Origin of the sequence: Streptomyces nigra (assembly GCF_003074055.1) — a bacterium.
In the GTDB taxonomy this organism is placed as follows: Bacteria; Actinomycetota; Actinomycetes; order Streptomycetales; family Streptomycetaceae; genus Streptomyces; species Streptomyces nigra.
Window position 1 is genome coordinate 6,404,918 of sequence record NZ_CP029043.1, and the last position, 26,556, is coordinate 6,431,473.

Sequence of the window (26,556 nt, forward strand, 5' to 3'; positions counted from 1 at the left end):
AGCCGGCGTCGCCCGCCCGCCGGGAATGACGGGACGGCCCTTAGCGGGACGCGCTCCTGATCACCGCGAAGCGGGCGCCGTAGGGGTCGGCGAGCTTGGCGATCCGGCCGACGTCCGGGAGGTCCGTGGCCGGCATCCGCACGGTCCCGCCCGCCTCCAGGGCCGTCTCGACGGCCGCGTCGGTGTCGGTGACCTCGAAGTACGGCAGCCAGTACGACGGGGCCCGCGCCTCCGCCGGATCGTCGGCCTTGTCGACGAGACCGCCGAACATGGCGTCCTCGCCCTGCCCGCTCGGGCTGAGGGTCGTATAGGTGCCGCCGTAGAAGTCCAGGGCGAAGGTCTCCAGGCCGAGCGTGGCGTTGTAGAAGCCCGCTGCGGCCGGTACGTCCGTCGTGTACAGCTCCAGCCAGCGCAGGGAACCGGGCTCCCGCACGACGTCGAGGCCCTTGTTCGCGCCGGGCTGCCAGAGCCCGAAGCGCACCCCCGACTTGTCCGCGAGGAGGGCCATGCGGCCCTGGTCCAGCACGTCCATCGGCTGCATCAGCACCGACCCGTGCGCCTCCTCGGCCGCCTTCGCCGTGGCGTCCGCGTCCGGTGTCCGGAAGTACACCGTCCAGGAGGGCGGCCCCTGCTCCTCGGAGGTCTGCATCCCGCCGGCCGTCGTCCTGCCGTCGAGCTGGAAGAAGCCGTAGCCGCCGGTCTCCGGACCGCCGGGCCGGAACCGCCAGCCGAACAGGTTGCCGTAGAAGGCGCCGGCTCCGTCGAGGTCGGGGGTGCCGAGGTCGATCCAGTTCGGCGCTCCGGTCACATAGCGGGTGGTGAGCATCATCGCCCTCCTCGGAAGGGACCCGGGGTCTGCACCGCCGAGTCTTCCACCGTGTCCGGGCGAGCGCCGCCGGAACACCGCCTTCTGCGGGGGCGTGGGCCCGGCCCCGCGCGCCGCCGTGCGCCGGGCCGCGCGGAGCGGCACCATCGAGGCGGCCGGAGGCCCCGCGACACCGCGTTGATCGCACGTTCATCGAACGTTTTTCGCCGCCCGGCACGATCTGGCCCATGCACTTCGACACGACCACGGCGATCCCGCCGATCACCCCTGCCGACCTGGCCTGGCAGGAGGAGGCGCTGTGCGCGCAGACCGGGGCGGACTTCTTCTTCCCCGAGCCGGGCAGCTCCGTCCGGGAGGCGAAGCGGATCTGCGGGCTGTGCCCGATCCGCTCCGCCTGCCTGGACTACGCGCTCGACCACGACGAGCGCTTCGGTGTCTGGGGCGGACTGTCCGAGAAGGAGCGCCTGGAGATCAGGCGCACCGCGCGCCAGGCCTGAGCCCGCCGGGCCGAGTCCGCCGGTCCGAGCCCGTCGCGCGGCCGGGTCAGCCGGCGGCGCGGGCCGCCATACGGGCCTTGCGGGCCGCCAGCTTCTCGTCGAACTTCGACGCCTCGGCGTCCAGGCCGCCCATGAACAGGCCCAGCTCCTCCTGCGCCTGCTTGCCCTCGGGGCCGAGACCGTCCATCTCCATGATCTTCAGGAAGCGCAGCACGGGCTGGATCACGTCGTCGTGGTGGATGCGCAGGTTGTAGACCTCGCCGATCGCCATCTGCGCGGCGAACCGCTCGAAGCCGGGCATGCCGTGGCCGGGCATACGGAAGTTCACGACGACGTCCCGCACCGCCTGCATGGTGAGGTCGGGCGCCAGCTCGAAGGCGGCCTTCAGCAGATTCCGGTAGAAGACCATGTGGAGGTTCTCGTCGGTCGCGATCCGCGCCAGCATGCGGTCGCAGACCGGGTCGCCGGACTGGTGGCCGGTGTTGCGGTGCGAGATACGGGTCGCGAGCTCCTGGAAGGCGACGTAGGCCACCGAGTGCAGCATCGAGTGCCGGTTGTCGGACTCGAAGCCCTCGCTCATGTGGGCCATCCGGAACTGCTCCAGCTTGTCCGGGTCCACCGCGCGCGAGGTCAGCAGGTAGTCGCGCATCACGATGCCGTGGCGGCCCTCCTCGGCGGTCCAGCGGTGCACCCAGGTGCCCCAGGCGCCGTCGCGGCCGAACAGCGAGGCGATCTCGTGGTGGTAGCTGGGGAGGTTGTCCTCGGTCAGCAGGTTCACGACCAGGGCGATCCGGCCGATCTCGGTGACCTTGGACTGCTCCTTGTCCCAGGCCTCGCCGTCGTCGAAGAGACCGGGGAAGTTGCGGCCGTCCGTCCACGGGACGTACTCGTGCGGCATCCAGTCCTTGGCGACCTGCAGATGCCGGTTCAGCTCCTTCTCGACCACTTCCTCCAGGGCGTACAGCAGGCGGGCGTCGGTCCAGACGGCGGGGCTGCCGAGGTGCGGGGAAGCGATCGTCACAGGAACTCCAGGGGGACGGACTGGCTGAGCGGAAAACACCGGCGAGCGGATGCCGGCAACCTACGGAATCGTAGGCTACGAATCCGTAGGTTACGAAGCCGTAGGTTAAGAACGCCGTAAAGACCGCTGATCAGCGGGGTGTTCCGCCGGGACTGCCCGGAATGCGAAAAGCCCCGGGACCCGCAGGTCCCAGGGCCGGACGAGAGACGCGCTCAGCGCGTCAGGCGTACAGATCGCGCATCCGCACCGAGAGGCATGTCACACATCCCTCCAGCTTCTCGAACTCGCTGATGTCGACGACGACCGGCTCATGGCCGAGATCGGCGAGCATCTCGGCCGTCTTCGGGGCGCTCGCGGCGATCAGCAGCCGGTCCCCGCCGAGCAGCACCACATGCGACCCGGACTCCTCCGGCACCGGCAGGAAGCGCGGGAACAGCGAGGGCACGTCGAGCTGCGGGATACGGCCCAGGATCGTCCCGTCGGGCAGTGCCGTGATGGCCGACTTCAGATGCAGCACCTTGCTGACCGGTACGGCGATGACCCGGGCCCCGAGCGGCTCGAAGGCGGCCCGCAGCTGCTGCACGCCGGCCGCGTTGGTACGGCCGCCCCGGCCGACGTAGATCGTGTCGCCGACCTTGAGGACGTCGCCGCCGTCCAGGGTGCCCGGCTCCCAGATCCAGTTCACCGAGCAGCCGAGCGAGGCGACGGCCTCCTCCACGCCCTCCGTCTCCGGCCGCCGGGACTCGGCGCCGGGCCGGGTGATCAGGGCGACGTTGCGGTACATCACGACGGTGTCCTCGACGAACACCGCGTCGGGGCAGTCGTCGGCCGGGTCCACCTCGACGGTCTCCCAGTCGTGCGCGCGCAGGGCCTCCGCGTACGCCTCCCACTGCTCGAGCGCGAGGTCGACGTCGACCTCCGCCCGCTCGACATGGGTGACCAGCCCCTCGGCGAGACGCGGGCCGGGGCGGCGGATGAGGGCCTTCTTGCTGGGCACGACGGGATCTTTCGGATCGGTGGCAGGTTCCGGGCCCATGATGCAGGGAGCGCCGGACGGCCATCATGCAGGGGTTACCCGTCCGTAGAAAACCCCCCGTGGCCAGGTCGTGCCCCTCCTGAGACGCACGGGGGCAGGTCTCGGGAGAGGCACGGCCTTGCGGGCTAGGCGGGATCCCCGAGGGCTTCCGGCGTGGTCTCCCTCAGTTCTCCCTCCTCGATCATCAGCCAGCGCGTGACGCCGATCGACTCCAGGAACGGCAGGTCGTGGCCGGCCACGATCAGCGCCCCCTCGTACGACTCCAGCGCCGAGGTCAGCTGCCGCACGCTCGCCATGTCCAGGTTGTTCGTCGGCTCGTCCAGCATCAGCAGCTGTGGCGCGGGCTCGGCCAGCATCAGCGCGGCCAGCGCCGCCCGGAACCGCTCGCCGCCCGAGAGCGTCTGCGCGAGCTGGTCCGCGCGGGCGCCCCGGAACAGGAAGCGGGCCAGCTGCGCCCGGATCCGGTTGTTGCCGGCGCCCGGCGCGAACCGGGCGACGTTGTCGACGACGGACACCGTGTCGTCCAGGACGTCCAGCCGCTGCGGCAGGAAGCGCAGCGGCACATGGGCCGTCACCTCGCCCGCCACCGGCGCCAGTTCACCCGCGATCGTCCGCAGCAGCGTCGTCTTGCCCGCGCCGTTGCGCCCGACCAGCGCGATCCGCTCCGGACCGTGCACATCGAGACCGCCGGGCACCCGTGCCCCGTAGCTCACCTCCAGTTCCCGCAGCGCGAGCACGCTCCGGCCCGGGGGGACGGCCGTGTACGGCAGGTCGACGCGGATCTCGTCGTCGTCCCGCACGGCGTCCACCGCGTCGCCCAGGCGCTCCCTGGCCTCGGCGAGCTTCTCCTCGTGCATGATGCGGTGCTTGCCGGCGGACTCCTGCGCCGCCCGCTTGCGCGCCCCCATGACGATCTTCGGCTCACGCTTCTGGTCCCACATCTTCTGGCCGTACCGCTTGCGGCGGGCCAACTTGACCTGGGCGTCGATCAGTTCGCGCTTCTGCTTCTTCAGGTCGGCCTCGGCGACCCGCACCATGCGCTCGGCCGCCTCCTGCTCGGTGGCGAGAGCCACCTCGTACGCCGAGTAGTTGCCGCCGTACCAGCTGATCTCCCCGGAGCGCAGATCGGCGATCTGGTCGACCAGGTCGAGGAGTTCACGGTCGTGGCTGACCACCACCATCACTCCCGGCCAGGACTCGACGGCCGCGTAGAGCCGCCGACGGGCGTACAGGTCGAGGTTGTTGGTCGGCTCGTCCAGGAGCAGGACGTCCGGGCGGCGCAGCAGCAGCGCGGCCAGCCGCAGCAGCACCGACTCGCCGCCCGACACCTCGCCGATCGTGCGGTCCAACTCGACATGGCCGAGCCCGAGTTCGCCGAGGGTGGCGAGGGCGCGCTCCTCCACGTCCCAGTCGTCGCCGACGGTCTCGAAGTGCTCCTCGGCCACGTCGCCCGCCTCGATGGCGTGCAGCGCGGCCCGTTTCCCCGCGATGCCGAGCGCCTGGTCGACCCGGAGCGCGGTGTCGAGGGTGACGTTCTGCGGCAGATAGCCGATCTCGCCCGTGACGCGCACGACGCCGTCGGCCGGGGTCAGCTCACCGGCGATGAGCTTCAACAGGGTGGACTTACCCGATCCGTTGACGCCGACGAGCCCGGTCCTGCCGGGACCGAACGCGACGTCCAGGGCCTCGAAGACGGGGGAGCCGTCGGGCCAGGAGAAGGACAGGGAGGTACAGCTGATGGAAGTGGACATGAGGGGGCGCCTCCGCGGTTGCTCGGATCTTCAAGGGCAAACGCGTATCGAGACACCGGCGACCAACGGGCGGTGAGAGGCCCTGGGCATGGAAAAGCCCTGTTCCGTGAGGACGGCTGGGACGGCTCGAACGCCGAGGTCGCACGCTGCGTGCACACACGTGTGGTGTGACGCGGTGTCTCAGGACCTCAGACGAGCAACGTCCTTCTCCAATCGACGGCAACAGGACCGCTGTACACCGTACGAGGGGCTGCCGACGGTGTCAACGGAATAACGAGGCGCGGTGCTGAGCTCTCACGAGGGGCCCGGCGGCGGCCCGCCTCAGCAGGCGTCGCGCATCAGCTCCGCCAGATCGCGGTCCATGTCGAGCTGGAGGTGCTCCAGGCCGAGGGGGACCAGCTCGCTCGTGGCGCGCAGGAAGCGGCGCACCTCGCCCGAACGGATGTGCACGACGGCGGTGCCCTCCGGGGCGTGGAACTCCAGGACCGTACGGTCGTAGCCGTACGGCCGCACGCGGACGTCGCCGTCGCCCTGGGGCTCCTCCAGGCCGGCCAGCAGCAGGTCCCGGCTGAAGGCCCAGCAGACCTCGACCCCCTCCAGGGTGGCGGGGGCCGGGAAGGTCATACGGATGGCGAACGGGTCGCGCCGGTCGTAGTGCAGGGTCGCGGGGATGCGCTGCATCCGCGGCGCGGCGGCGACGAGGCGGGCCTCTACGGGCTGCTCGATGACGGTGGACAACGCCTTGCTCCCTTGTGACGGCGGGACGGAGATACGGGCGGGCGGGGACGGCACTTGTAGAGACGATGGAATCGGCCATTCCGTGCACCCGGAAGGCGAGTGACCTCTGTCACCGCCTTCATGCAGCGGGGTGCCGCCTTCGCCCCGCCGTGCCCGGAAGGTCGTCCATGCCCGATGAGGCGGTCTGGACGCGGGGATGACGGTGGACTAGCTTCGCGCGCCATGAGGCGTACGGGGAGCATGCGACGGCCGGGACGTACGGGCTGGGCTCTGGCGGCGACGGCGGTGTGCGGGGCGGTGCTGGCCGCGCTGACGGCCGCGCCCGCGCAGGCGCGGGAACCGCGGGGCCGGCAGCCGCACTGGGAAGTGAAGGACAGCGGCGCGCCCGAGGTGCGCTTCCGGGGGCTGGCCGCGGTCAGCCGGAGCACGGCGTGGCTGGCCGGAACCGCGGGCACCGTCCTGCGCACCACCGACGGCGGGCGGAACTGGCGGAACGTGTCTCCGCCGGGCGCCGGGGAGCTGCAGTTCCGGGACGTCGAGGCGTTCGACGCGCGGCGTGCCGTGGCGCTGGCCATCGGCGAGGGCGAGGCGTCCCGGGTGTACCGCACCGACGACGGCGGCACGACCTGGACGGAGACCTTCCGCAACACCGACGCACGCGCCTTCTACGACTGCATGACCTTCTTCGACCACCACCACGGCCTGGCCATGAGCGACCCGGTCGACGGCCGGTTCCGCATCCTGTCCACCAAGGACGGCGGCCGCTCGTGGACGGTCCTGCCCGACGCCGGGATGCCGCCCGCGCTGGAGGGTGAGGCCGGGTTCGCGGCGAGCGGGCAGTGCCTGACCTCCGCCGGCGGCAAGGACGTCTGGCTGGCGACCGGCGGGGCGGCACGCGCGCGTGTGCTGCACTCCGCCGACCGGGGGCTCACCTGGACGGCCGCCGACGCGCCCATCCCGGCGGGCGACCCGGCCCGCGGGGTGTTCGCGCTCGCCTTCCGCGACCGGGCGCACGGCCTCGCGGTCGGCGGTGACTACCGCCCCGACCGGCCCTCCCCGCGGGCCGCCGCCCGCACCGGCGACGGCGGACGGCACTGGCGTCCCGCGGGCACGCCCCCGCCGGCCTACCGCTCCGGCGTCGCCTGGCTGCCGCACAGCCGCTCCGCCGCCCTCGCGGTCGGCCCCACCGGCACGGACCTGACCACGGACGGCGGCCGCACCTGGCGGACGGTCGACACCGGCTCGTTCGACACGGTGGACTGCACGCCCGACGGAGGCTGCTGGGCCGCCGGCGAGAAGGGCAGGGTCGCGCGGCTGGAGAGATGAGACGAAATCGGGGTACCCGGAACCGGACGGCGAGAGGAGATGACCATGCCGGCCGGTTCGAGCCAGAAGCGGGAACGCCAGTACGAGCACATCAAGAAGAGCGCCCAGGACCGGGGCGAGAGCCCCTCGCGCGCCAAGGAGATGGCCTCGCGGACGGTGAACAAGGAGCGTGCCCGCTCCGGTGAGTCCAGGACGGCGAGCCGCACCTCGATCCAGGACAAGTCCTCGGGGCAGCGGGGCGGCGAGCGGTCCGGGAAGGGGCCGCAGGGCCCTACCCGGGACCAGCTGTACGAGGAGGCGAAGAAGAAGAACATCCACGGGCGTTCGGACATGAACAAGAGCCAGCTCAAGCAGGCACTGGGCAAGTGAGCTTGCGCGCCGCGTCCCACGGGGCCGTGCGCGTCCGGGCCCCGTCCTCCTGGCGACGGACCCGGTGACCGGGCGAACGCACCGCACACGACCCGTCGTTCGCCCCCCTGGACCGACCCCCGCGACGGCCAACCAGCCTCCGCCGTCACGGGGGTCATCACCGCGCTCGTACGCTTCTCCGCATGACGACCGTGAGGGTGCCCGCGGGCTGGCCCGCGACCGAGGAAGAGGCCCGCGCCGTCCAGGACGAGCTGCGGCGCCGGGTCGTGCTCGACGAACCGGGCCCGGCGCCCGGCACCGGGCATGTCACCGGGGTGGACGTGGCCTACGACGACGAGCGGGACGTGGTGGCTGCGGCGGCCGTCGTCCTGGACGCGGCGACCCTGGACGTCGTCGCCGAGTCCACCGCGGTCGGGCGGATCTCCTTCCCGTACGTCCCCGGTCTGCTCGCCTTCCGCGAGCTGCCGACGGTGCTGGCGGCCCTGGACGCCCTGCCGTGCCCGCCCGGCCTCGTCGTCTGCGACGGCTACGGCCTCGCCCACCCCCGCCGCTTCGGCCTCGCCAGCCACCTCGGCGTCCTCACCGGCCTCCCCACGATCGGCGTCGCCAAGAACCCCTTCACCTTCACCTACGACGCCCCGGCCACCCGACGCGGCTCGGCCACCCCACTCCTGGCCGGCTCCGAGGAGGTGGGCAGCGCCCTGCGAACCCGGGACGGTGTCAAACCGGTCTTCGTCTCGGTGGGCCACCGCACGACCCTGCCCACGGCCCGCGCCCACGTCCTCACCCTGACCCCCAAGTACCGCCTCCCGGAAACGACCCGCCACGCGGACACCTTGTGCCGCCGGGCTCTGAAGGAGGCGACGGCCTCCGGGTAGGACGAGGACTGGGACCGGCGTGCAGCCGGACTCCCCGCCGGACGTGAACACTGAGTAGCCCGACTGAGTACCCGTACGGATGTGGTCGTCCCAGGGGGCTCGGCAGGGTGGGGTGCATGACGACTCACCGTGCGCACAAGCCGCTTGCCGATCCCGAGCGTCCCGTCGAGCGGGCCGTGACGGCCGCGCTCGTCGTGGGGGTGCTCGCGGGGCTCGGGTGGATCGTCGGGATGGTCTGGACGCTGGTGAGCTGGCCGGTCTGAGGGTCAGCGCGTGGCTGCCACCCGGAACGTGATGCCCGCCGCGCGCAGCCGTTCGATCAGGGTGTCGCCCATCGCGACCGCCGTGGTGACCTGCCCGGCCGTCTCCGGCAGCTCGTCGAAGGCCAGGCAGAGCGCCGACTCGGCGAACATCTTGGCCGTCTCGCCGTAGCCCGGGTCGCCCCCGGCCACCTCCGTGAACACCCGCCGCCCGCCGCCCTCGCCGACGAACCGCACCGAGAACCAGCTCTTCGCCCGCTTCGCCGGGCCCGGCCCCTCACCCGGCTTGAGCCGGTCGGACAGCCAGCGCCGGGCCGGGGGCAACTGGGCCGCCGTGAGCAGGGCGGCCGTCGCCGCGACCCCGCCCACCGCGATCGGCAGCCGCCGTACGGCCGCGTAGTGGCGGTAGCGGAAGTCGGGGCCGTAGCGCTCCAGCGCCCGGGCGGACCGCTTCACGATCTGCGGGTCGATCGTCGGCAGCGGCAGCGCCCACGCGCCGACCTCCCCGGCGAACCGGGGCGCCCCCGTCGGCGCCAGCGCCCGCCGCCCCATCAGGCGCGGCTCGTGCCGGGCGCGGTCCCGGGCGGCGGCGGCCATCTGGCGGCCGCGCGCGAACTGGCCGAGCGCCGAGGCGAACGTACCGCCCGAGAAGGCGGCGTCGGCCGTCACATAGGCGTCGACCGTCAGCGGCACCCCCTCCGGCAGCTGCCGCACGGTGAAGTACGCCCCGAGGTCGTGCGGGACCGAGTCGAACCCGCAGGCGTGCACCAGCCGGGCGCCCGTCTCGCGCGCGCGTGCGTCGTGCCGGACGTACGTCAGGTCCACGAACTCCGGCTCGCCGCACAGGTCGAGATAGTCGGCGCCGGTGTCCGCGCAGGCAGCGACCAGGTCCTCGCCGTACGGCACGTACGGCCCGACCGTCGAGGCCACGACACGCGCCTGCCCGGCGAGCCGGCGCACCGACGCCGGGTCGGCCACGTCGGCCTCCAGCACGTCGACCCCCGCCGCGTCCGGCAGTGCCGCGCGCAGCGCCTCCAGCTTCGCCTTGCTGCGCCCCGCGATCGCCCACCGCAGTCCCTCGGGCGCGTGCGCGGCGAGGTACTCCGCGGTCAGCACCCCCACGAACCCCGTCGCCCCGAAGAGCACGATGTCGTACGGACGATCCGACCTGCTCAGCCTGCTCATGACACCCCTCGTTCCGCACCACGCGCCGTTGTCGGTGGCCGAGGCTAGCGTGAGGGACGCGGAGCCCGACGACGAGCCCGGAGGTGAGGGCGTGACCGTGCCCAGGACTGCCCTGAAGAAGTGGGAAAAAGTGCGCGAGTTCGCCCTCGGCCTGCCCGGCGCGACGGAGGACTTCCCCTGGGGGGACACCGTGGCGAAGGTCAGCAAGAAGGTGTTCGTCTTCCTCGGCGCCCCCGACAGCGGCTACCCCCTGGGGGTGACGGTGAAGCTGACGGACGAGGCGGTCCACGCCCACGCCCTGACCAGCCCGGGCGCGGAGCCCGCCGGATACGGGCTGGGCCGGTCGGGCTGGGTGCGGGTGCCCTTGGAGCCGGCGGGCGCCCCGGCGGCCGGGCTGCTGTGCGAGTGGGTGGAGGAGAGCTATCGCGTCATCGCCCCGAAACGGCTGACGGCGGAGCTCGACGCGCGCTGACCGTGCCGGGCGGCCCGGTGGCCGGGCCGGTGGCTATGAGCGGCGGCAAACTTTCTAAGCGCTTGCTCTTGTGCCGACCGGCGCACCTTCTTAGCATCGCTGGTGTTACAGCAGTTGTGTCACACGCAAGTGAGGGCAGGATGGGGACGACAGAAGGACAGGGCCCGCTCACCGGCGTGCGCGTGGTCGAGCTGGCCGGGATCGGGCCGGGCCCGTTCGCCGCCATGCTCCTCGCCGACCTGGGCGCGGACGTCGTCCGGGTGGACCGCCCCGGCGGCCCCGGCCTGGGGATCGACCCCGCCCACGACATCACCAACCGCAACAAGCGCTCGGTGATCGTCGACCTCAAGGCCCCCGACGGCGCCGCCCGCGTCCTCGCCCTCGTCGAACGCGCCGACCTGCTCATCGAGAGCTACCGCCCCGGCGTGGCCGAGCGTCTCGGTGTCGGTCCCGAGGACTGCCACGCCCGCAACCCCCGGCTGGTCTACGGCCGGATGACAGGCTGGGGCCAGGACGGCCCGCTCGCCGACCGCGCCGGCCACGACATCGGGTACATCGCGCTCACCGGCACCCTCGGCATGATCGGCGCCCCCGGCGAACCGCCCGTCGTCCCCGCCAACCTCCTCGGCGACTACGCGGGCGGCTCCCTCTACCTCGTCGTCGGCCTCCTCGCCGCCCTGCACCACGCGCGCGCGACCGGCGAGGGACAGGTCGTCGACGCCGCCATCGTCGACGGCACCGCCCACCTCTCCGCGATGATCCACGGCATGCTGGCCGCCGGCGGCTGGCAGGACCGGCGCGGCGCCAACCTCCTCGACGGCGGCTGCCCCTACTACGGAACCTACGAGACCTCCGACGGCCGGTACATCGCGGTCGGGGCCCTCGAGCCGCAGTTCTACGAGGAGTTCGTCACCCTGCTCGGCCTGCCCGAGCACATCGGCGCCCGTACGGACGTCCGCCGCTGGGGCGAGCTGCGCGAGGCGGTCGCCGCCCGCTTCCGGACCCGTACCCGCGACGAGTGGACGGCCGTCTTCGAGGGCACCGACGCCTGCGTGGCCCCCGTCCTCACCCTGGGCGAGGCCCCGCACCATCCGCACCTCGCCGCCCGCGGCACCTTCACCGACCACGGCGGCATCACCCAGCCGGCCCCGGCACCCCGCTTCTCGGCCACCCCCACCGCCGTACGCACCGGACCGGCGCGGCCGGGCGCCGACGCGGCGGACGTCGCCCGCGACTGGGACCTGCCCGCCCCGGCCCCGCACCCCGAACCCACGAAAGGCCTCGCATGAAGCGGCAGATCTTCGCCCCCGAGCACGACGCGTTCCGGGAGACCGTGCGGGCCTTCCTCGCCAGGGAGGTGCTGCCGCACTACGCGCAGTGGGAGAAGGACGGCGTCGTCTCCCGGGACGCCTGGCGCGCGGCCGGCAAGCAGGGCCTGCTCGGCTTCGCCGTCCCCGAGGAGTACGGAGGCGGCGGCACCGACGACTTCCGCTACAGCGCCGTCCTCGCCGAGGAGTTCACCCGCGCCGGCACCCCCGGCCTCGCCCTCGGACTGCACAACGACATCATCGGCCCCTATCTGACCGGCCTCGCCACCGACGAGCAGAAGCGCCGCTGGCTGCCCGGCTTCTGCGACGGCACGCTCATCACGGCCATCGCCATGACCGAGCCGGGCGCCGGCTCCGACCTCCAGGGCATCCGCACCCACGCCGAGGACCACGGCGACCACTGGCTGCTCAACGGCTCCAAGACGTTCATCTCCAACGGCATCCTCGCCGACCTGGTGATCGTCGTCGCGAAGACCACCCCCGAGGGCGGCGCGCGCGGGCTGTCGCTGCTCGTGGTCGAGCGCGGCATGGAGGGCTTCGAACGGGGCCGCAACCTCGACAAGATCGGCCAGAAGGCCCAGGACACCGCCGAGCTGTTCTTCCACGACGTCCGCGTCCCCAAGGAGAACCTGCTCGGCGAGCTCGACGGCGCGTTCGTGCACCTGATGACGAACCTCGCGCAGGAGCGCCTCAGCATCGCCGTCTCCGCGATCGCCGCCGCCGAGCACCTGCTGGAGATCACCACCGCGTACGTCAAGGAGCGCGAGGCGTTCGGCCGCCCCCTGGCGACCAAGCAGCACATCCGCTTCGAAGTGGCCGAGATGGCCACCGAGTGCGCGGTCACCCGCACCTTCCTGGACCGCTGCATAGCGGACCACGACCGCGGTGAGCTCGACGCCGTGCACGCCTCGATGGCCAAGTGGTGGGCGACCGAGCTCCAGAAGCGCGTCGCCGACCGCTGTCTGCAACTGCACGGCGGGTACGGCTACATGAACGAACACCCGGTGGCACGGGCCTTCACGGACGGCCGCATCCAGACCATCTACGGCGGGACGACCGAGATCATGAAGGAGATCATCGGCCGTTCCCTGCTGGGCTGACCCTCACCCCGAAAGGCTTGACTGTGAGCACCGAAGCGTATCTGTACGACGCGATCCGCACCCCGCGCGGCCGTGGCAAGGCGAACGGCGCCCTGCACGGCACCAAGCCCGTCGACCTGGTCGTCGGGCTGATCCACGAGATCCGCGACCGCTTCCCGGACCTGGACCCGGCGGCCATCGACGACATCGTGCTCGGCGTCGTCGGCCCCGTCGGCGACCAGGGCTCCGACATCGCCCGGATCGCCGCCATCGCGGCCGGCCTGCCCGACACGGTGGCGGGCGTCCAGGAGAACCGCTTCTGCGCCTCCGGCCTGGAAGCCGTCAACCTGGCCGCGATGAAGGTCCGTTCCGGCTGGGAGGACCTGGTCCTCGCGGGCGGCGTCGAGTCCATGTCCCGGGTGCCGATGGCCTCGGACGGCGGCGCCTGGTTCAACGACCCGATGACCAACCTGGACACCAACTTCGTGCCCCAGGGCATCGGCGCCGACCTCATCGCCACCATCGAGGGCTTCACCCGCCGCGACGTCGACGAGTACGCGGCCCTCTCCCAGGAGCGGGCGGCGACGGCCTGGAAGGAGGGCCGCTTCGACCGGTCCGTCGTCCCGGTCAAGGACCGCAACGGCCTCGTCGTCCTCGACCACGACGAGCACATGCGCCCGGGCACCACCGCCGACTCCCTCGGCAAGCTCAAGCCGTCCTTCGCGGACATCGGCGACCTCGGCGGCTTCGACGCCGTCGCCCTGCAGAAGTACCACTGGGTGGAGAAGATCGACCACGTCCACCACGCGGGCAACTCCTCCGGCATCGTGGACGGCGCCTCCCTCGTCGCCGTCGGCAGCAAGGAGGTCGGCGAGCGCCACGGCCTCACGCCCCGCGCGCGGATCGTCTCCGCCGCCGTCTCCGGCTCCGAGCCCACCATCATGCTCACCGGCCCGGCGCCCGCCACCCGCAAGGCACTCGCCAAGGCCGGCCTGACCATCGACGACATCGACCTCGTCGAGATCAACGAGGCGTTCGCGGCGGTCGTCCTGCGCTTCGTCAAGGACATGGGCCTGTCGCTGGACAAGGTCAACGTCAACGGCGGCGCGATCGCCCTCGGCCACCCGCTCGGCGCCACCGGCGCCATGATCCTCGGCACGCTCGTCGACGAACTCGAGCGCCAGGACAAGCGGTACGGCCTCGCCACGCTCTGCGTCGGCGGCGGCATGGGCATCGCCACCATCGTCGAGCGCATCTGACCCCCTCCCGACGGATACGACGGATCACACGGAGCACTCCTCACATGAGCACTGAATCCACCACCATCCGCTGGGAGCAGGACGACACCGGCGTCGTCACCCTCGTCCTGGACGACCCCAGCCAGTCCGCCAACACCATGAACCAGGCGTTCCGCGACTCGCTCGCCGTAGTCACGGACCGGCTGGAGGCGGAGAAGGACACCATCCGCGGTGTCATCGTCACCTCCGCCAAGAAGACCTTCTTCGCGGGCGGCGACCTGCGCGACCTCATCCGGGTCACCCCGGAGACCGCGCAGGACCTGTTCGAGGGCGGCATGGCGATCAAGCGCCGGCTGCGCCGTATCGAGACCCTCGGCAAGCCGGTCGTCGCCGCCCTCAACGGCGCGGCCCTCGGCGGCGGTTACGAGATCGCCCTCGCCTGCCACCATCGCATCGCGCTCGACGCGCCCGGCTCCAAGATCGGCTGCCCCGAGGTCACCCTCGGCCTGCTGCCCGGCGGAGGCGGCGTCGTCCGCACGGTCCGGATGCTCGGCATCGCCGACGCCCTGCTGAAGGTCCTCCTCCAGGGCACCCAGTACACCCCGAAGCGCGCCCTGGAGAACGGCCTCGTCGACGACGTCGCGGGCACCCGCGAGGAACTGCTCGCCAAGGCCCGCGCCTACATCGACGCCCACCCCGAGTCCCAGCAGCCCTGGGACCGGCCCGGCTACCGCATCCCCGGCGGCACCCGCGCGAACCCCAAGTTCGCGGCCAACCTGCCCGCCTTCCCGGCCAACCTGCGCAAGCAGACGGGCGGCGCCCCCTACCCGGCGCCCCGCAACATCCTCGCGGCGGCCGTCGAGGGCGCCCAGGTCGACTTCGAGACCGCGCAGGTCATCGAGGCGCGCTACTTCGTGGAGCTGGCGGCCGGCCAGATCTCCAAGAACATGATTCAGGCGTTCTTCTTCGACCTCCAGGCCGTCAACTCCGGCGCCAACCGGCCCAAGGGCGTCGAGCCCCGCAAGATCCGCAAGGTCGCCGTCCTCGGCGCCGGGATGATGGGCGCGGGCATCGCCTACTCCTGCGCCCGCGCCGGCATCGAGGTCGTCCTGAAGGACGTGACGCCGGAAGCCGCCGTCAAGGGCAAGGGCTACTCGGAGACGCTGTGCGCCAAGGCGGTCTCCCGGGGCCGTACGACGCGGGAGAAGGCCGACGCCCTGCTGGCCCGCATCACCCCGACGGCCGACCCGCAGGACGTGGCCGGCTGCGACGCGGTCATCGAGGCCGTGTTCGAGAACCCCGAGCTCAAGCACAAGGTGTTCCGGGAGATCCAGCACATCGTCGAGCCGGACGCGCTGCTGTGCTCCAACACCTCGACGCTGCCGATCTCCGTCCTCGCCGAGGGCGTGGAGCGCCAGGCCGACTTCATCGGGCTGCACTTCTTCTCGCCCGTCGACAAGATGCCGCTCGTCGAGATCATCAAGGGCGAGAAGACGGGGGAGGAGGCGCTCGCGCGCGCGTTCGACCTGGTCCGGCAGATCAACAAGACGCCGATCGTCGTCAACGACTCCCGCGGCTTCTTCACCTCCCGCGTCATCGGCCAGTTCATCAACGAGGGCGTGGCCATGGTCGGCGAGGGCGTCGAGCCCGCGTCGGTCGAGCAGGCGGCGGCGCAGGCCGGCTACCCCGCCAAGGTCCTGTCCCTGATGGACGAACTGACCCTGACGCTCCCGCGCAAGATCCGCAACGAGTCCAAGCGGGCCGTGGAGGAGGCGGGCGGCACCTGGACACCGCACCCCGCCGAGGCCGTCATCGACCGTATGGTCGACGAGTTCGACCGGCCGGGCCGCAGCGGCGGCAAGGGCTTCTACGACTACGACGAGAGCGGCAAGCGGGCCGGTCTGTGGCCGGGGCTGCGCGAGCACTTCACCCGCGAGGGCGCGGAGATCCCGTTCCGGGACATGCAGGAGCGCATGCTGTTCGCCGAGGCGCTGGACACCGTGCGGCTGCTGGAGGAGGGCGTCCTGACGTCCGTCGCCGACGCCAACATCGGCTCCATCCTGGGCATCGGCTTCCCCGGCTGGACGGGCGGCGTGCTCCAGTACATCAACGGCTACGAGGGCGGGGTGGCCGGCTTCACCGCCCGCGCCCGCGAGCTGGCGGAGGCCTACGGCGAGCGGTTCACGCCGCCGGCGCTGCTGGTGGAGAAGGCGGAGAAGGGGGAGACGTTCACCGACGGACGGTGACGTCCCACTCTTCGGATACGGGGTCCCCGGGCGCTGGGCCCGGGGACCCCGGCCGGCCGGGCGGCGCCGTCAGCCGTCCGCCGGTGCCTCCCCGTCCGTCCGGGTGCCGCCGCCCAGCCACTCCCGCAGGTCCTCGCGCAGCGACCGCTGGAAGGCCGTCAGCATGGCCTGCACCACCAGCGGCTGCATCGACGCGGACAGCGACTTCACGTCCTGCGCGGCCCGCTGCTCGACCTCCTGCCGGAAGAGCCGCGACAGCTCCCGCGCCGCCTCGCGCGCGTGCTCGATGAGGACCTTGCGCGAGGCGAGGATCGCCTCCGAGGACAGCGGCACGTCCAGCAGCTGCACCCCGAGCCGCAGCAGCCCCGGGTCCACGCGGTAGGTGTCGCCGTCGCCGTCCAGGACGACGCCCATCGCGGTCAGCCGCTCCAGCTCCGTGTCGCCGAGCGTGCGCCCGGCCCGCCGCTCCAGCTCGGCCCGCGCGACCGTCTCCACGCTCTCCGGCGCCCACGAGGTCACGACGGCCCGGTGCACGGCGAGATCGTGCGCGTCCAGATCCGGCGGGAGCTGCTGGAGGTACCGCTCGATGGCCGCCAGCGTCATGCCCTGGTGCTGGAGCTCCTCGATCAGCGCCAGCCGGGCCAGATGCTCGCGTCCGTAGCGCCCGACCCGGCGGGGGCCGAGCACCGGGGGCGGCAGCAATCCCTTGGTGCCGTAGAACCGCACCGTGCGGACCGTCGTCCCCGCGCGCGCGGCCAGCTCGTCGATCGTGAGGGTCGAATCCCCGGTGCCGGTCGTCATGTGCAGCAGTATCGCTGTCTCACCAATGCTGTGACACCTCCCCGCTGTAACACCTCCTGCGCTGTAACACCTCTCGTGTCGTGACACCTTCCGTGACGCACCGGACGGTCCCGGCCGGGGAGACGTCACGCTCTGTGAGACACGCCACCGTGTGATCGGTTCGCGCGTGGGAAGGCGCCCCGTCGGTCCGCGCCCGCACCGGTGCACGGGCCGCTCGTACGTCCGGAACCCGAGTGAGGTCTGCTCGGGCGCACCAGAGAGTGGATCCTCCCGTGAGCAAGGACGCCGTGAACACGGCAGTGGCCGCGACCCCCGAACCCGCGGCCAAGACGCCCGCGGACGCGGGCGACGCCGGTTACAGCAAGGACCTCAAGGCCCGCCACGTCAACATGATCGCCATCGGCGGGGCCATCGGCACCGGCCTCTTCCTCGGCGCGGGCGGACGCCTGCAGAGCGCGGGACCCGCGCTCGCCCTGGCCTACCTCGTCTGCGGCGTCTTCGCCTTCTTCGTGGTGCGCGCGCTCGGCGAGCTCGTCCTGTACCGGCCCTCGTCCGGGTCCTTCGTGTCGTACGCGCGCGAGTTCCTCGGTGAGAAGGGCGCCTACGTCGCCGGCTGGATGTACTTCCTGAACTGGTCCACGACCGGGATCGCCGACATCACCGCGATCGCGCTCTACACGCACTACTGGAGCCTGTTCACCGACATCCCGCAGTGGCTGCTGGCCCTGGCCGCCCTGGCGGTCGTCCTGGCCGTGAACCTGATCTCGGTGAAGATCTTCGGCGAGATGGAGTTCTGGTTCGCGATCGTCAAGGTCGCCACCCTCGTCGCCTTCATGCTGGTCGGCGTCTTCCTGCTCGCCACCCGGCACGAGGTCGGCGGCACCACCCCCGGCCTCGGCGTGATCACCGACAACGGCGGCATCCTCCCGCACGGCGCGATGCCCGTCGTCCTGGTCATGCAGGGCGTGATCTTCGCGTACGCCGCCCTGGAACTCGTCGGCGTCGCCGCGGGCGAGACCGCGGAACCGGAGAAGGTCGTCCCACGCGCGGTGAACTCGATCATGTGGCGGGTCGGCCTCTTCTACTGCGGCTCCGTCGTCCTGCTCGCCCTGCTGCTGCCCGGCTCGGTGTACTCGGCCGACGAGAGCCCCTTCGTCACCGTGCTGTCGAAGATCGGCGTCCCGGCGGCCGGTGACGTGATGAACCTCGTCGTCCTGACGGCCGCGATGTCCTCGCTGAACTCCGGCCTGTACTCCACGGGCCGCATCCTGCGCTCCATGGCGACGGCGGGCTCCGCCCCGAAGTTCACCGCCCGGATGAACCGCAGCCAGGTCCCCTACGGCGGCATCCTGCTCACCTGCGCCGTCTGCGTGCTCGGCGTCGGCCTGAACTACCTCGTGCCGAGCAAGGCGTTCGAGATCGTCCTGAACGTGGCGTCCCTGGGCATCATCTCCACCTGGGTGATCATCATGATCTGCCACCTGGTCCTCGTCCGCCGGGCCCGGGCGGGCCTGCTGCGCCGCCCGTCCTTCCGGCTCCCCGGCAGCCCGGTCACGGAGATCGCCACGATCGCCTTCCTGCTGGTCTGCCTCGGCATGATGGCCAACGACCCCGAGGTCGGCCGCAAGACCCTCCTCCTCATCCCCGTCATCGCCGCGGTGCTCGTCGCGGGCTGGTTCACGGTCCGCCGCCGGGTGGCTGCTTCCTAGGAGGGCCGCACTGTCGGTAGTGGCCGCTACGGTGGCGTCATGTCGGAGATCACGTATGTCCCGGGTGACGCCACCGCCGGCCGCGCCATCGACGTCCTGGTGCTGGGCGGCGCCGGGGTCGACACCATCGTGCGGGTGCCGGAGCTGCCGCTCCCGTACGCCGACAGCTACATGATCGACAGCGGTATCCGGACCCGGGCCGGGCAGACCGGGGACTTCGTGGCCGTCGCCCTGACCGCCCTCGGCCTGCGCACCCACCACCTCGACTTCCTCGGCGACGACCCCGAGGGCGACCTCGTCCGCGCCCTGCACCGCGACCACGGCATCCCCCTCACCGCAGTGCCGCAGCCCGCCGGAACCAAGCGCGCCGTCAATCTCGTCGGGCCCGACGGCCGCCGGCTCTCCCTGTACGACACCAGCAGGTCGCACTCCGACGACCGGTTCCCCGAGGACACGCTGCGCGCCCTCGCCGGCGCGAGCCGCCACGCGCACGTCTCCCTCACCCAGCCCTGCGCGCACGCCCTGCCCGTCCTGCGCGAAACGGGCGTCACGCTCTCCACCGACCTGCACGACTGGGACGGGGAGAACCCGTACCACGAGCCCTTCGCGTACGCCGCCGACGTGGTGTTCCTCTCCGCCGCCGCACTCGGCGACCCGGAGCGCGCCATGCGCCGGATCGCCGAGCGGGGGAGGGCCGAGGTCGTCGTCGCCACGGCCGGCGCGCGGGGCGCCCTCGTCCTCGCGGACGACGAGCTGACGCGGCTGCCCGCCGTCACGCCGCCCGCGCCGGTGGTCGACTCCAACGGCGCGGGCGACGCCTTCGCGGCCGCGTTCCTGCACGCCTGGCTGAACCGCGAGACACCGCTGCGCAGCGCCCTGTTCGGCACGATCGCCGGCGCCCACGCCTGCACGGTGCCGGCCACGGAGACGACGGCGATAGGCCTGGACGAGCTGCGCGTCCGCGCCGCAGACCTCTAGAAGGTCAGTGCGCGTGCACCCCGTTCGTCGCGGCGATCTTCTTCCACGACTTCGGCCGCTCCGGGGCCTGCGGTCCGGCGACCGAGGCGGCCCGCGCCACCGCCGCGGACGGCTTCGACGGCTGGAACAGCCAGGTGTCGAACAGCGCAGCGAGCGGCTGCCCGGACACCTCCTCCGCGTACCGGCGGAAGTCGGCCACCGACGCGTTGCCGTAGGCGTGCTTCGCGGTCCAGCCCTTCAGGATCGTGAAGAACGCGTCGTCGCCGATCGTGTCGCGCAGTGCCTGCAGGGCCAGCGCGCCCCGGTCGTAGACCGCCCCGTGGAACTGGTTCTCCGGGCCCGGGTCACCGGGCTTCACCGTCCAGAAGGGGTCGTCGGCCGGCCGGGAGGCGTACGTGTACGCGGCGATCTCGCTCGCCGTCCCCTCGCCCTCGTGCTCCGACCACAGCCACTGCGCGTACCGGGCGAAGCCCTCGTTGATCCAGATGTCCTTCCAGCCCTTCACGGACACCGAGTCGCCGTACCACTGGTGGGCCAGCTCGTGCACGACGACGCTGGTGTTCGACCCGTTCGCGAACTGCCGCGGGCTGTAGAACGGCCGGGTCTGCGTCTCCAGCGCGTAGCCCGTGTTGGTGTTCGGCACATAGCCGCCGAGCGCGTCGAAGGGATACGGCCCGAAGAACTCGCTCAGCCAGTCGGCGATCTCACCGGTCCGCTCGACGCTGGCCCGCGCGGCGCCGTAGTGCGGCCCCAGGTCCTTGCTGTACGCGTTGACCACCGGGATGCCGCTGTCGCTCGTCCCCGTCGTCACGTCGAACCGGCCGACGGCGAGCGTGGCGAGATAGGTCGCCTGCGGCTTGCTGGACCGCCAGTTGTAGCGGGTCCAGCCCAGGCGTGAACTCGTCGACTGCAGCGTGCCGTTGGAGATGGCCTGGGTGCCGTCCGGGACCTGCACCGAGACGTCGTAGGTCGCCTTGTCCAGCGGATGGTCGTTGCCGGGGAACCACCACCAGGCGGCCTCCGGCTCGTTCGCGGCGACCCCGCCGTCCGGGGTGCGGTGCCAACTGGTGAAGCCGTAGGCCTTCTTCGAGGACGGCACACCCTTGTAGCGCACGACGATCGTGAGGTCCGTGCCCTTGTCCAGTGGCTTCTTCGGCGTGATCTCCAGCTCGTGCTCCCCGGAGGTGGCGAACGCCGCCTTCGCGCCGTTGACGCGGACCTCTCCCACGTCCAGCAGGAAGTCCAGGTTCAGCCGGGACAGGTCCCGCGTGGTACGCGCGAGCAGGGTCGCCGTGCCCTCCAGTTCGTCCGTGGCCGGCCGGTACGTCAGCCGGAGGTCGTAGTGGGAGACGTCGTATCCGCCGTTGCCGTAGGCCGGGTAGTAGGGGTCGCCGATGCCCGGGGCGCCAGGGGCGTGACTCGCCGCCGAGGCCGGGATCACCAGCATCAGGGAGGCGGCCGCGAGGGCGCCCGGCGCCATGAATCTGCGGTGCACGAAAGCTCCAAGTCGTAGGGGACCGAAGTCTGTCGGGAGCCTATTCACCCTCTGTGCCCCCGGTGTGTCCATGGCCACCGCCGTCACACGATCGCCATCCGGCCGACACGTGCCGCACCGCCCGGGGGCGGTTATCGGCCACCCGAGGCCGCTCGGGGCACCCCGGTCCTCACGTGTCGTCAGTCGCCCTCTTCTGCATGGGAGTTGACCGATGTACCGTCCGCGCATGCCGAACCGTACGCGCTCGACGATCTGGAGACCGCTCACGACGGCGGCCACCGCCGCCCTCCTGGCGACGTTCCTCGCGCCCACGACGGCCCACCCGGCCCCGCGCGAGAGCCGACCCGTCCACTCCTACGAGAACGCCGTCCGCGAGGCCGTCTGGGTGGACACCGGACTCGACGCCGACCGCGACGGCCGCCCCGACCGGGTCGCAGTCGACATCGTCCGGCCCCGCGAGGCCGCCGCCCAGGGCCGCAAGGTGCCCGTCATCATGGACGCCAGCCCGTACTACTCGTGCTGCGGGCGCGGCAACGAGAGCCAGAAGAAGACGTACGACGCGAACGGCGACGTCGTACGGATGCCGCTGTTCTACGACAACTACTTCGTGCCGCGCGGCTACGCCGTCGTCGGCGTCGACCTCGCCGGCACCAACCGCTCCGACGGCTGCGTGGACGTCGGCGGCCGCTCCGACATCCTCTCCGCGAAGGCCGTCGTCGACTGGCTGAACGGCCGCGCCACCGCGTACACGACCCGCACCGGCACCACCCGCGCCAAGGCGACCTGGACCAACGGCCGCACCGGCATGATCGGCAAGAGCTGGGACGGCACCATCGCCAACGGCGTCGCCGCCACCGGTGTGAAAGGCCTGAAGACGATCGTCCCGATCAGCGCGATCTCCTCCTGGTACGACTACTACTTCCAGCAGGGCGCCCCGCTCTACGACTCCGGGCCCGACTGGCTCTCCGACTACGTGAACAGCCCCGACGCCCGCGCCAAGTGCGCCGCCGTCCAGCAGAAGCTCGTCGACGGGGCCCCGCGCACCGGCGACTGGACGCCCCTGTGGACCGAGCGCGACTACGTCAAGGACGCGCGCAAGGTGCGGGCGAGCGTCTTCCTCGTCCACGGCACACAGGACCTCAACGTCCGGATGAAGCACGTCGGCCAGTGGTGGGACGCCCTGGCGAAGAACGGCGTCGAGCGCAAGATCTGGCTCGCCCAGACCGGTCACGTCGACCCGTTCGACTTCCGCCGCGCCGAGTGGGTGAGGACTCTGCACCGCTGGTTCGACCACGAACTCCTCGGCTACGACAACGGCATCGACCGCGAGCCGATGGCCGACGTCGAGCGCGCCCCCGACCAGTGGGTCACCTCCCCGGTCTGGCCGCCGCGCGGCACCGCCACCACCACCCTGCGCCCCGCGCACGGCGAGCAACCCGGCGTCGGCACCCTGGGCCTGCGCGAGGGCCGCGGCACCGAGACGTTCACGGACGACCCGCGGCGCGGCGAGACCGACTGGGCCGCCCGGATCGACAGCCCCACCGCCGACAAGGCCGGCTTCGTGACCGGCCCGCTCACCCGCGATCTGCGGCTGTCCGGCTCCTCGAGGGTCACCGTCACCGCGACCCCGAGCACCGCCACGGCCCATCTGTCCGCCGTCCTGGTCGACCTCGGCCCCGACACGATCCGCGACTACGCCGCGAGCGGGGAGGGCGTCACCACGCTCACCGACCGTGACTGCTGGGGCGCGAGCACCACCGGCGACAGCGCCTGCTTCCTGCGGACCGCCGCCGACACCACCGACGTCGAGCACACGGTCGTCAGCCGCGGCTGGGCCGACCTCGGCAACCACGCCTCCGCCCATCAGGGAGGGCCGCTCACCCCGGGCAAGGCGTACACGATCACCCTCGACCTGGCGGCCACCGACCATGTCGTCCCGGCCGGCCACCGGCTCGCCCTGATCGTCGCCGGCACCGACAAGGACCTCATCGACCCGCCGTCGACCAGGCCCACCCTCACCCTCGACCTGTCCCGCACGAAGGCCCGGGTGCCGTTCGTCGGCGGCGCCGCCGCGTTCGCCCGCGCCACCGCCGGCTCGCCCGGCGCCTCGCCCACCGGGCACCTCGACGGGGTGTCGGGTCCGTCCCAGCGCGCCGGGCGGATTCCGGAGGGAGGCCGATGAGCCGCGCCGGAGCACTCGTCCTGACCGGGGCCGCCCTCGCCGCCTGCCTGGTGGCCGGCCCCGCCCACGCCACCCCCTCGCCGCCCCGCACCGGCTTCGAGCAGTCGAACGGGGCCCGCTGGACCACCCAGCCCGAGGAACAGTCCCTGCTGGCCACCGTCGACCGGGCGAGCGACCGGGTCTCCGTCGCCCGGATCGGCACCACCGGCCAGGGCCGCCCCCTCCAGCTCGTCCGTATCGGGGACCGCAGGGCCGCGCACAAGGTGATGCTGGTGTGCAGCCAGCACGGTGACGAACCGTCGGGCCGCGAGGCCTGCCTCTCCACCGTCCGAGACCTGGCCTACGCCAACGACCGCGCCACCCGCCGGTTCCTGGAGCGCACCACCGTGCTGGTCGTGCCCACCGCCAACCCCGACGGCCGGGCCGCCGACACCCGCGGCAACGGCGACGGCGTCGACGTCAACCGCGACCATCTCGCCCTCGCCACCGCCGAGGGCCGCGCCATGGCCGCCGTCGTCCGCGACGAACGGCCCGACATCGTCTACGACCTGCACGAGTACGGCGCCACCCCGCCGTACTACGACAAGGACCTGTTCGACCTGTGGCCGCGCAACCTCAACACGGACGGCGCGGTCCACGACGCCGCCCGCACCCTGTCCGAGGCGTATGTGCGCCCCGCGGCGGCACGCGCCGGCCACACCACGGGGACGTACGGCATCTGGACCGACCCGGTGACCGGCGAACCGGTCCGGCAGGTCGCCGGGGACGGCCAGGAACGCATCCTGCGGAACATGACCGGCGTCAAGCACGCCGTGGGCCTGCTCATCGAGAGCCGGGTCGACGCCCTCACCGACGCCGAGCGGGACGACCCGGCCCTGAACCACCGGCGCCGGGTGGGCTCGCAGATCGCGGCGCTCGGCGGGCTGTTCCGGTTCGCCGGCGAGGAGCGCGGGCGCGTCGAACGGGCCACCACCTCCGCCCGGCTCGCCGGCTGGGCCGACCGAGGCCCGGTGTACGTGGGTGGCGCCGACAACGACCCGCCCGGACCGGCGGAGGTGATCGCGGACCCGCCCTGCGGCTACCGGCTGACCGAGGCCCAGTACGCGCAGGTCGCGGACGAGCTCGCGCTCCACGGGGTGCGCACCCGGGGCACCTATGTGCCGCTGAGGCAGCCGCTGCGCGCGCTCGTCCCGCTGCTCCTGGACGAGCGTGCGCCGTACCACCTCACGGAGGGTGAGCCCGACACCGGCTGCTGAACGGGGTCCGCGTGGCGGTTTCTGTGGTAGGTCCTGGAAAACACGTGGTGACCGGCGTATCCACCGTTTCCAGGGGAAGGTGCCGCAGATGACTGACGATCTGAAGCAGAGAGGCGGTGAGGGTCCGGAAACGCCCGCGGGCGCTTCCGCCCGCCGTACCGACCGAGTGGTGTTCGGTGTCACCGCGGCCATCACCCTGGCCTTCGTGATCTGGGGAGCGACGGGGACGGACTCGCTGGAGAGCGCGTCCTCGACGCTCCTCGACGGCCTGATCCACAACGGCGGCTGGGCGTTCATGCTGGCCGCCTCCGCGTTCGTGGTGTTCGCGCTCTGGCTCGCCATCAGCCGGTACGGGCGGATCCACCTGGGTGCCGAGGGCGAGGAGCCCGAGTTCAAGACGGTGTCCTGGGTCGCCATGATGTTCAGCGCCGGCATGGGCATCGGCCTGATGTTCTACGGCGTCAGCGAGCCGCTCGCGCACTACACGACACCGCCCCCGGGCACCGACCCCGCCAACTCCGGTGAGCGCATGGAGACGGCGATGGCCACCACCCTCTTCCACTGGACACTGCATCCCTGGGCGATCTACGCGGTGGTCGGGCTCGCCATCGCCTACAGCACCTTCCGCAAGCGCCGGCGCCAGACGATCAGCGCGGTCTTCATCCCCCTGATCGGGGAACGGCACGCGAACGGTGTCACGGGACGCGTGATCGACATCCTCGCGATCATCGCGACCGTCTTCGGCTCCGCCGCCTCCCTGGGCCTCGGCGCCCTGCAGATCGGCTCCGGCTTCCAGGAGCTGGACTGGATGGACGACGTGAGCACCGGTCTGCTCGTCGCGATCATCGCGGTGCTGACGCTGGCCTTCGTCGCCTCGGCCGTCTCCGGCATCGAGCGGGGCATCCAGTGGCTGTCGAACATCAACATGGTGCTCGCCCTGATCCTCGCCGTGTTCGTGTTCATCGCGGGCCCGACGATCATCGTCCTGGACCTGCTGCCCACCTCCGTCTTCTCCTACCTCGGCGATCTGCCCCAGCTCGCCGGGCGCACCGAGGCCAGCGGCGGCGAGGGGGTCGCCGCGTGGCTCGGCAGCTGGACGGTCTTCTACTGGGCGTGGTGGATCTCCTGGACGCCGTTCGTCGGCATGTTCATCGCGCGCATCAGCCGCGGGCGCACCATCCGGCAGTTCGTCGGCGGTGTCATCCTCGTGCCCAGCACGGTCAGCCTCGTCTGGTTCGCGATCTTCGGCGGTTCCGCGATGAAGGTGAAGGAGGGCGGCGGTCTCGCCGGGAAGGACACCCCCGAGGGCCAGCTCTTCGGCCTCCTCCAGGAGTTCCCGATCGCCACCGTCACCAGCCTGCTGGTGATGATCCTGGTCGGCATCTTCTTCGTGTCCGGAGCCGACGCGGCGTCCATCGTGATGGGGACGCTCTCCCAGAAGGGCGCCCTGGAGCCGGGCCGCTTCGTCGTCGTCTTCTGGGGTGTTGTCACCGGTGCCGTGGCGGCCATCATGCTGCTCGTGGGCAGCGGCCAGGGCGACGCCCTGACGGGACTCCAGAACCTCACGATCCTGGCGGCGGCACCCTTCGTCCTGGTGATGATCGGGATGTGTGTGGCCCTCATGCGCGATCTGCGGCAGGACCCGGTCATCGTGCGCGGCGAGATCGGCTCCGAGGCCGTCGACCTCGCGGTGATCGAGGGACACAAGCGGTACGACGGGGAGTTCGAGATCAAGGTGGGCCCGGGCCCCGGTACCGAGACCAGCGGAGACCCCCTGGGTCACGACCACGGCTGAGGGGCGCATCGACGTGGGGGAGGCGGCCCGTCCGCCTCCCGCGCGCCCCCGCCCAACCCCTCACGCCCGCGCGTGCGTTCGGCCCCCCGA

At 72.0% G+C, this 26,556-nt stretch carries 23 protein-coding genes; 15 read left to right on the forward strand and 8 right to left on the reverse strand.

Going from position 1 to position 26,556, the window contains the following annotated elements; genetic code table 11:
• Window positions 1-40 precede the first annotated feature (40 nt).
• Complete coding sequence (locus DC008_RS29445; RefSeq protein ID WP_108710921.1) at window positions 41-826, reverse strand: VOC family protein; 786 nt, start codon at window positions 824-826, stop codon at window positions 41-43.
• Window positions 827-1,053: 227 nt separating this feature from the next.
• Between DC008_RS29445 and DC008_RS29450 the strand changes: the two genes are divergently transcribed.
• Window positions 1,054-1,323 (forward strand): WhiB family transcriptional regulator, encoded by a 270-nt coding sequence (locus DC008_RS29450; RefSeq protein WP_108709564.1) that lies wholly within the window; start codon window positions 1,054-1,056, stop codon window positions 1,321-1,323.
• A gap of 46 nt (window positions 1,324-1,369) precedes the next feature.
• Here DC008_RS29450 and DC008_RS29455 read toward each other — a convergent pair whose 3' ends face one another.
• From DC008_RS29455 to ssgD, 4 genes are all read right to left on the reverse strand, one after another.
• The gene (locus DC008_RS29455; RefSeq protein WP_055619189.1) at window positions 1,370-2,344 is read right to left on the reverse strand and encodes an acyl-ACP desaturase; all 975 of its coding nucleotides are present in this window, start codon (window positions 2,342-2,344) and stop codon (window positions 1,370-1,372) included.
• Between the two features lie 220 nt (window positions 2,345-2,564).
• Complete coding sequence (ddaH, locus tag DC008_RS29460) at window positions 2,565-3,341, reverse strand: dimethylargininase (RefSeq protein WP_055619188.1); 777 nt, start codon at window positions 3,339-3,341, stop codon at window positions 2,565-2,567.
• A 164-nt stretch (window positions 3,342-3,505) separates the two neighbouring features.
• Window positions 3,506-5,131 (reverse strand): ABC-F family ATP-binding cassette domain-containing protein, encoded by a 1,626-nt coding sequence (locus tag DC008_RS29465; protein ID WP_108709565.1) that lies wholly within the window; start codon window positions 5,129-5,131, stop codon window positions 3,506-3,508.
• Window positions 5,132-5,452: 321 nt separating this feature from the next.
• Window positions 5,453-5,869: a spore wall synthesis regulator SsgD gene (gene ssgD / locus DC008_RS29470; protein ID WP_108709566.1), complete on the reverse strand. Its 417-nt coding sequence runs from the start codon at window positions 5,867-5,869 to the stop codon at window positions 5,453-5,455.
• 240 nt (window positions 5,870-6,109) lie between these two features.
• On the opposite strand from ssgD, the gene DC008_RS29475 reads away from it, so the two are divergent.
• From DC008_RS29475 to mmpA, 4 genes are all read left to right on the forward strand, one after another.
• Window positions 6,110-7,195, forward strand: a complete 1,086-nt coding sequence (locus DC008_RS29475) for a WD40/YVTN/BNR-like repeat-containing protein (protein ID WP_108709567.1) — start codon at window positions 6,110-6,112, stop codon at window positions 7,193-7,195.
• A 45-nt stretch (window positions 7,196-7,240) separates the two neighbouring features.
• Window positions 7,241-7,564 carry a plasmid stabilization protein gene (locus DC008_RS29480; protein WP_108710922.1) on the forward strand — a complete coding sequence of 108 codons (324 nt, stop codon included), beginning with the start codon at window positions 7,241-7,243 and terminating at the stop codon, window positions 7,562-7,564.
• Window positions 7,565-7,746: 182 nt separating this feature from the next.
• Window positions 7,747-8,442: an endonuclease V gene (locus DC008_RS29485; protein ID WP_108709568.1), complete on the forward strand. Its 696-nt coding sequence runs from the start codon at window positions 7,747-7,749 to the stop codon at window positions 8,440-8,442.
• Window positions 8,443-8,558: 116 nt separating this feature from the next.
• Complete coding sequence (gene mmpA, locus DC008_RS35545) at window positions 8,559-8,705, forward strand: morphogenic membrane protein MmpA (RefSeq protein ID WP_164492396.1); 147 nt, start codon at window positions 8,559-8,561, stop codon at window positions 8,703-8,705.
• Between the two features lie 3 nt (window positions 8,706-8,708).
• Here the strand turns inward: mmpA and DC008_RS29490 are convergent, their stop codons facing one another.
• The gene (locus tag DC008_RS29490; protein WP_108709569.1) at window positions 8,709-9,887 is read right to left on the reverse strand and encodes a saccharopine dehydrogenase family protein; all 1,179 of its coding nucleotides are present in this window, start codon (window positions 9,885-9,887) and stop codon (window positions 8,709-8,711) included.
• A 91-nt stretch (window positions 9,888-9,978) separates the two neighbouring features.
• Here DC008_RS29490 and DC008_RS29495 point away from each other — a divergent pair, with 91 nt between their 5' ends.
• From DC008_RS29495 to DC008_RS29515, 5 genes are all read left to right on the forward strand, one after another.
• Window positions 9,979-10,359 (forward strand): MmcQ/YjbR family DNA-binding protein, encoded by a 381-nt coding sequence (locus DC008_RS29495; protein ID WP_208646024.1) that lies wholly within the window; start codon window positions 9,979-9,981, stop codon window positions 10,357-10,359.
• Between the two features lie 140 nt (window positions 10,360-10,499).
• On the forward strand, window positions 10,500-11,648 hold the full coding sequence (locus DC008_RS29500) for a CaiB/BaiF CoA transferase family protein (protein ID WP_108709571.1): 1,149 nt from the start codon (window positions 10,500-10,502) through the stop codon (window positions 11,646-11,648).
• The gene (locus DC008_RS29505; protein WP_055619181.1) at window positions 11,645-12,787 is read left to right on the forward strand and encodes an acyl-CoA dehydrogenase family protein; all 1,143 of its coding nucleotides are present in this window, start codon (window positions 11,645-11,647) and stop codon (window positions 12,785-12,787) included. Before DC008_RS29500 ends, DC008_RS29505 begins: the two co-directional genes overlap by 4 nt.
• Window positions 12,788-12,810: 23 nt before the next feature.
• On the forward strand, window positions 12,811-14,025 hold the full coding sequence (locus tag DC008_RS29510; RefSeq protein WP_108709572.1) for an acetyl-CoA C-acetyltransferase: 1,215 nt from the start codon (window positions 12,811-12,813) through the stop codon (window positions 14,023-14,025).
• Window positions 14,026-14,069: 44 nt separating this feature from the next.
• Window positions 14,070-16,250: a 3-hydroxyacyl-CoA dehydrogenase NAD-binding domain-containing protein gene (locus tag DC008_RS29515; RefSeq protein WP_108709573.1), complete on the forward strand. Its 2,181-nt coding sequence runs from the start codon at window positions 14,070-14,072 to the stop codon at window positions 16,248-16,250.
• 69 nt (window positions 16,251-16,319) lie between these two features.
• Here the strand turns inward: DC008_RS29515 and DC008_RS29520 are convergent, their stop codons facing one another.
• Window positions 16,320-17,051, reverse strand: a complete 732-nt coding sequence (locus DC008_RS29520; RefSeq protein WP_108709574.1) for a MerR family transcriptional regulator — start codon at window positions 17,049-17,051, stop codon at window positions 16,320-16,322.
• Between the two features lie 272 nt (window positions 17,052-17,323).
• Here DC008_RS29520 and DC008_RS29525 point away from each other — a divergent pair, with 272 nt between their 5' ends.
• Window positions 17,324-18,760 carry an amino acid permease gene (locus tag DC008_RS29525; protein WP_108709575.1) on the forward strand — a complete coding sequence of 479 codons (1,437 nt, stop codon included), beginning with the start codon at window positions 17,324-17,326 and terminating at the stop codon, window positions 18,758-18,760.
• Window positions 18,761-18,799: 39 nt separating this feature from the next.
• On the forward strand, window positions 18,800-19,738 hold the full coding sequence (locus tag DC008_RS29530; RefSeq protein ID WP_108709576.1) for a PfkB family carbohydrate kinase: 939 nt from the start codon (window positions 18,800-18,802) through the stop codon (window positions 19,736-19,738).
• Between the two features lie 4 nt (window positions 19,739-19,742).
• Here the strand turns inward: DC008_RS29530 and DC008_RS29535 are convergent, their stop codons facing one another.
• Complete coding sequence (locus DC008_RS29535; protein ID WP_208646026.1) at window positions 19,743-21,233, reverse strand: M1 family metallopeptidase; 1,491 nt, start codon at window positions 21,231-21,233, stop codon at window positions 19,743-19,745.
• A gap of 226 nt (window positions 21,234-21,459) precedes the next feature.
• Between DC008_RS29535 and DC008_RS29540 the strand changes: the two genes are divergently transcribed.
• The 3 genes from DC008_RS29540 (at window position 21,460) to DC008_RS29550 (ending at window position 26,466) form a co-directional block, all read left to right on the forward strand.
• Window positions 21,460-23,415, forward strand: coding sequence for a Xaa-Pro dipeptidyl-peptidase (locus tag DC008_RS29540; RefSeq protein ID WP_108710924.1), 1,956 nt, complete (start codon window positions 21,460-21,462; stop codon window positions 23,413-23,415).
• Entirely contained in the window at window positions 23,412-24,671 is a 1,260-nt protein-coding gene (locus tag DC008_RS29545; protein ID WP_108709577.1) for a M14 family metallopeptidase, read from the forward strand. The genes DC008_RS29540 and DC008_RS29545 overlap by 4 nt, the downstream gene beginning before the upstream one ends.
• Window positions 24,672-24,759: 88 nt before the next feature.
• Window positions 24,760-26,466: a BCCT family transporter gene (locus DC008_RS29550; protein ID WP_108709578.1), complete on the forward strand. Its 1,707-nt coding sequence runs from the start codon at window positions 24,760-24,762 to the stop codon at window positions 26,464-26,466.
• Window positions 26,467-26,556 lie beyond the last annotated feature (90 nt).

Bases quoted from the DNA above. Each gene is read 5' to 3' on its own strand.
- DC008_RS29445 (WP_108710921.1), bottom strand. From the start codon at position 826: ATGCTCACCACCCGCTATGTGACCGGAGCGCCGAACTGGATCGACCTC.
- DC008_RS29450 (WP_108709564.1), top strand. From the start codon at position 1,054: ATGCACTTCGACACGACCACGGCGATCCCGCCGATCACCCCTGCCGAC.
- DC008_RS29465 (WP_108709565.1), bottom strand. From the start codon at position 5,131: ATGTCCACTTCCATCAGCTGTACCTCCCTGTCCTTCTCCTGGCCCGAC.
- DC008_RS29475 (WP_108709567.1), top strand. From the start codon at position 6,110: ATGCGACGGCCGGGACGTACGGGCTGGGCTCTGGCGGCGACGGCGGTG.
- DC008_RS29480 (WP_108710922.1), top strand. From the start codon at position 7,241: ATGCCGGCCGGTTCGAGCCAGAAGCGGGAACGCCAGTACGAGCACATC.
- DC008_RS29485 (WP_108709568.1), top strand. From the start codon at position 7,747: ATGACGACCGTGAGGGTGCCCGCGGGCTGGCCCGCGACCGAGGAAGAG.
- mmpA (WP_164492396.1), top strand. From the start codon at position 8,559: ATGACGACTCACCGTGCGCACAAGCCGCTTGCCGATCCCGAGCGTCCC.
- DC008_RS29490 (WP_108709569.1), bottom strand. From the start codon at position 9,887: ATGAGCAGGCTGAGCAGGTCGGATCGTCCGTACGACATCGTGCTCTTC.
- DC008_RS29500 (WP_108709571.1), top strand. From the start codon at position 10,500: ATGGGGACGACAGAAGGACAGGGCCCGCTCACCGGCGTGCGCGTGGTC.
- DC008_RS29505 (WP_055619181.1), top strand. From the start codon at position 11,645: ATGAAGCGGCAGATCTTCGCCCCCGAGCACGACGCGTTCCGGGAGACC.
- DC008_RS29515 (WP_108709573.1), top strand. From the start codon at position 14,070: ATGAGCACTGAATCCACCACCATCCGCTGGGAGCAGGACGACACCGGC.
- DC008_RS29520 (WP_108709574.1), bottom strand. From the start codon at position 17,051: ATGACGACCGGCACCGGGGATTCGACCCTCACGATCGACGAGCTGGCC.
- DC008_RS29530 (WP_108709576.1), top strand. From the start codon at position 18,800: ATGTCGGAGATCACGTATGTCCCGGGTGACGCCACCGCCGGCCGCGCC.
- DC008_RS29540 (WP_108710924.1), top strand. From the start codon at position 21,460: ATGCCGAACCGTACGCGCTCGACGATCTGGAGACCGCTCACGACGGCG.
- DC008_RS29545 (WP_108709577.1), top strand. From the start codon at position 23,412: ATGAGCCGCGCCGGAGCACTCGTCCTGACCGGGGCCGCCCTCGCCGCC.
- DC008_RS29550 (WP_108709578.1), top strand. From the start codon at position 24,760: ATGACTGACGATCTGAAGCAGAGAGGCGGTGAGGGTCCGGAAACGCCC.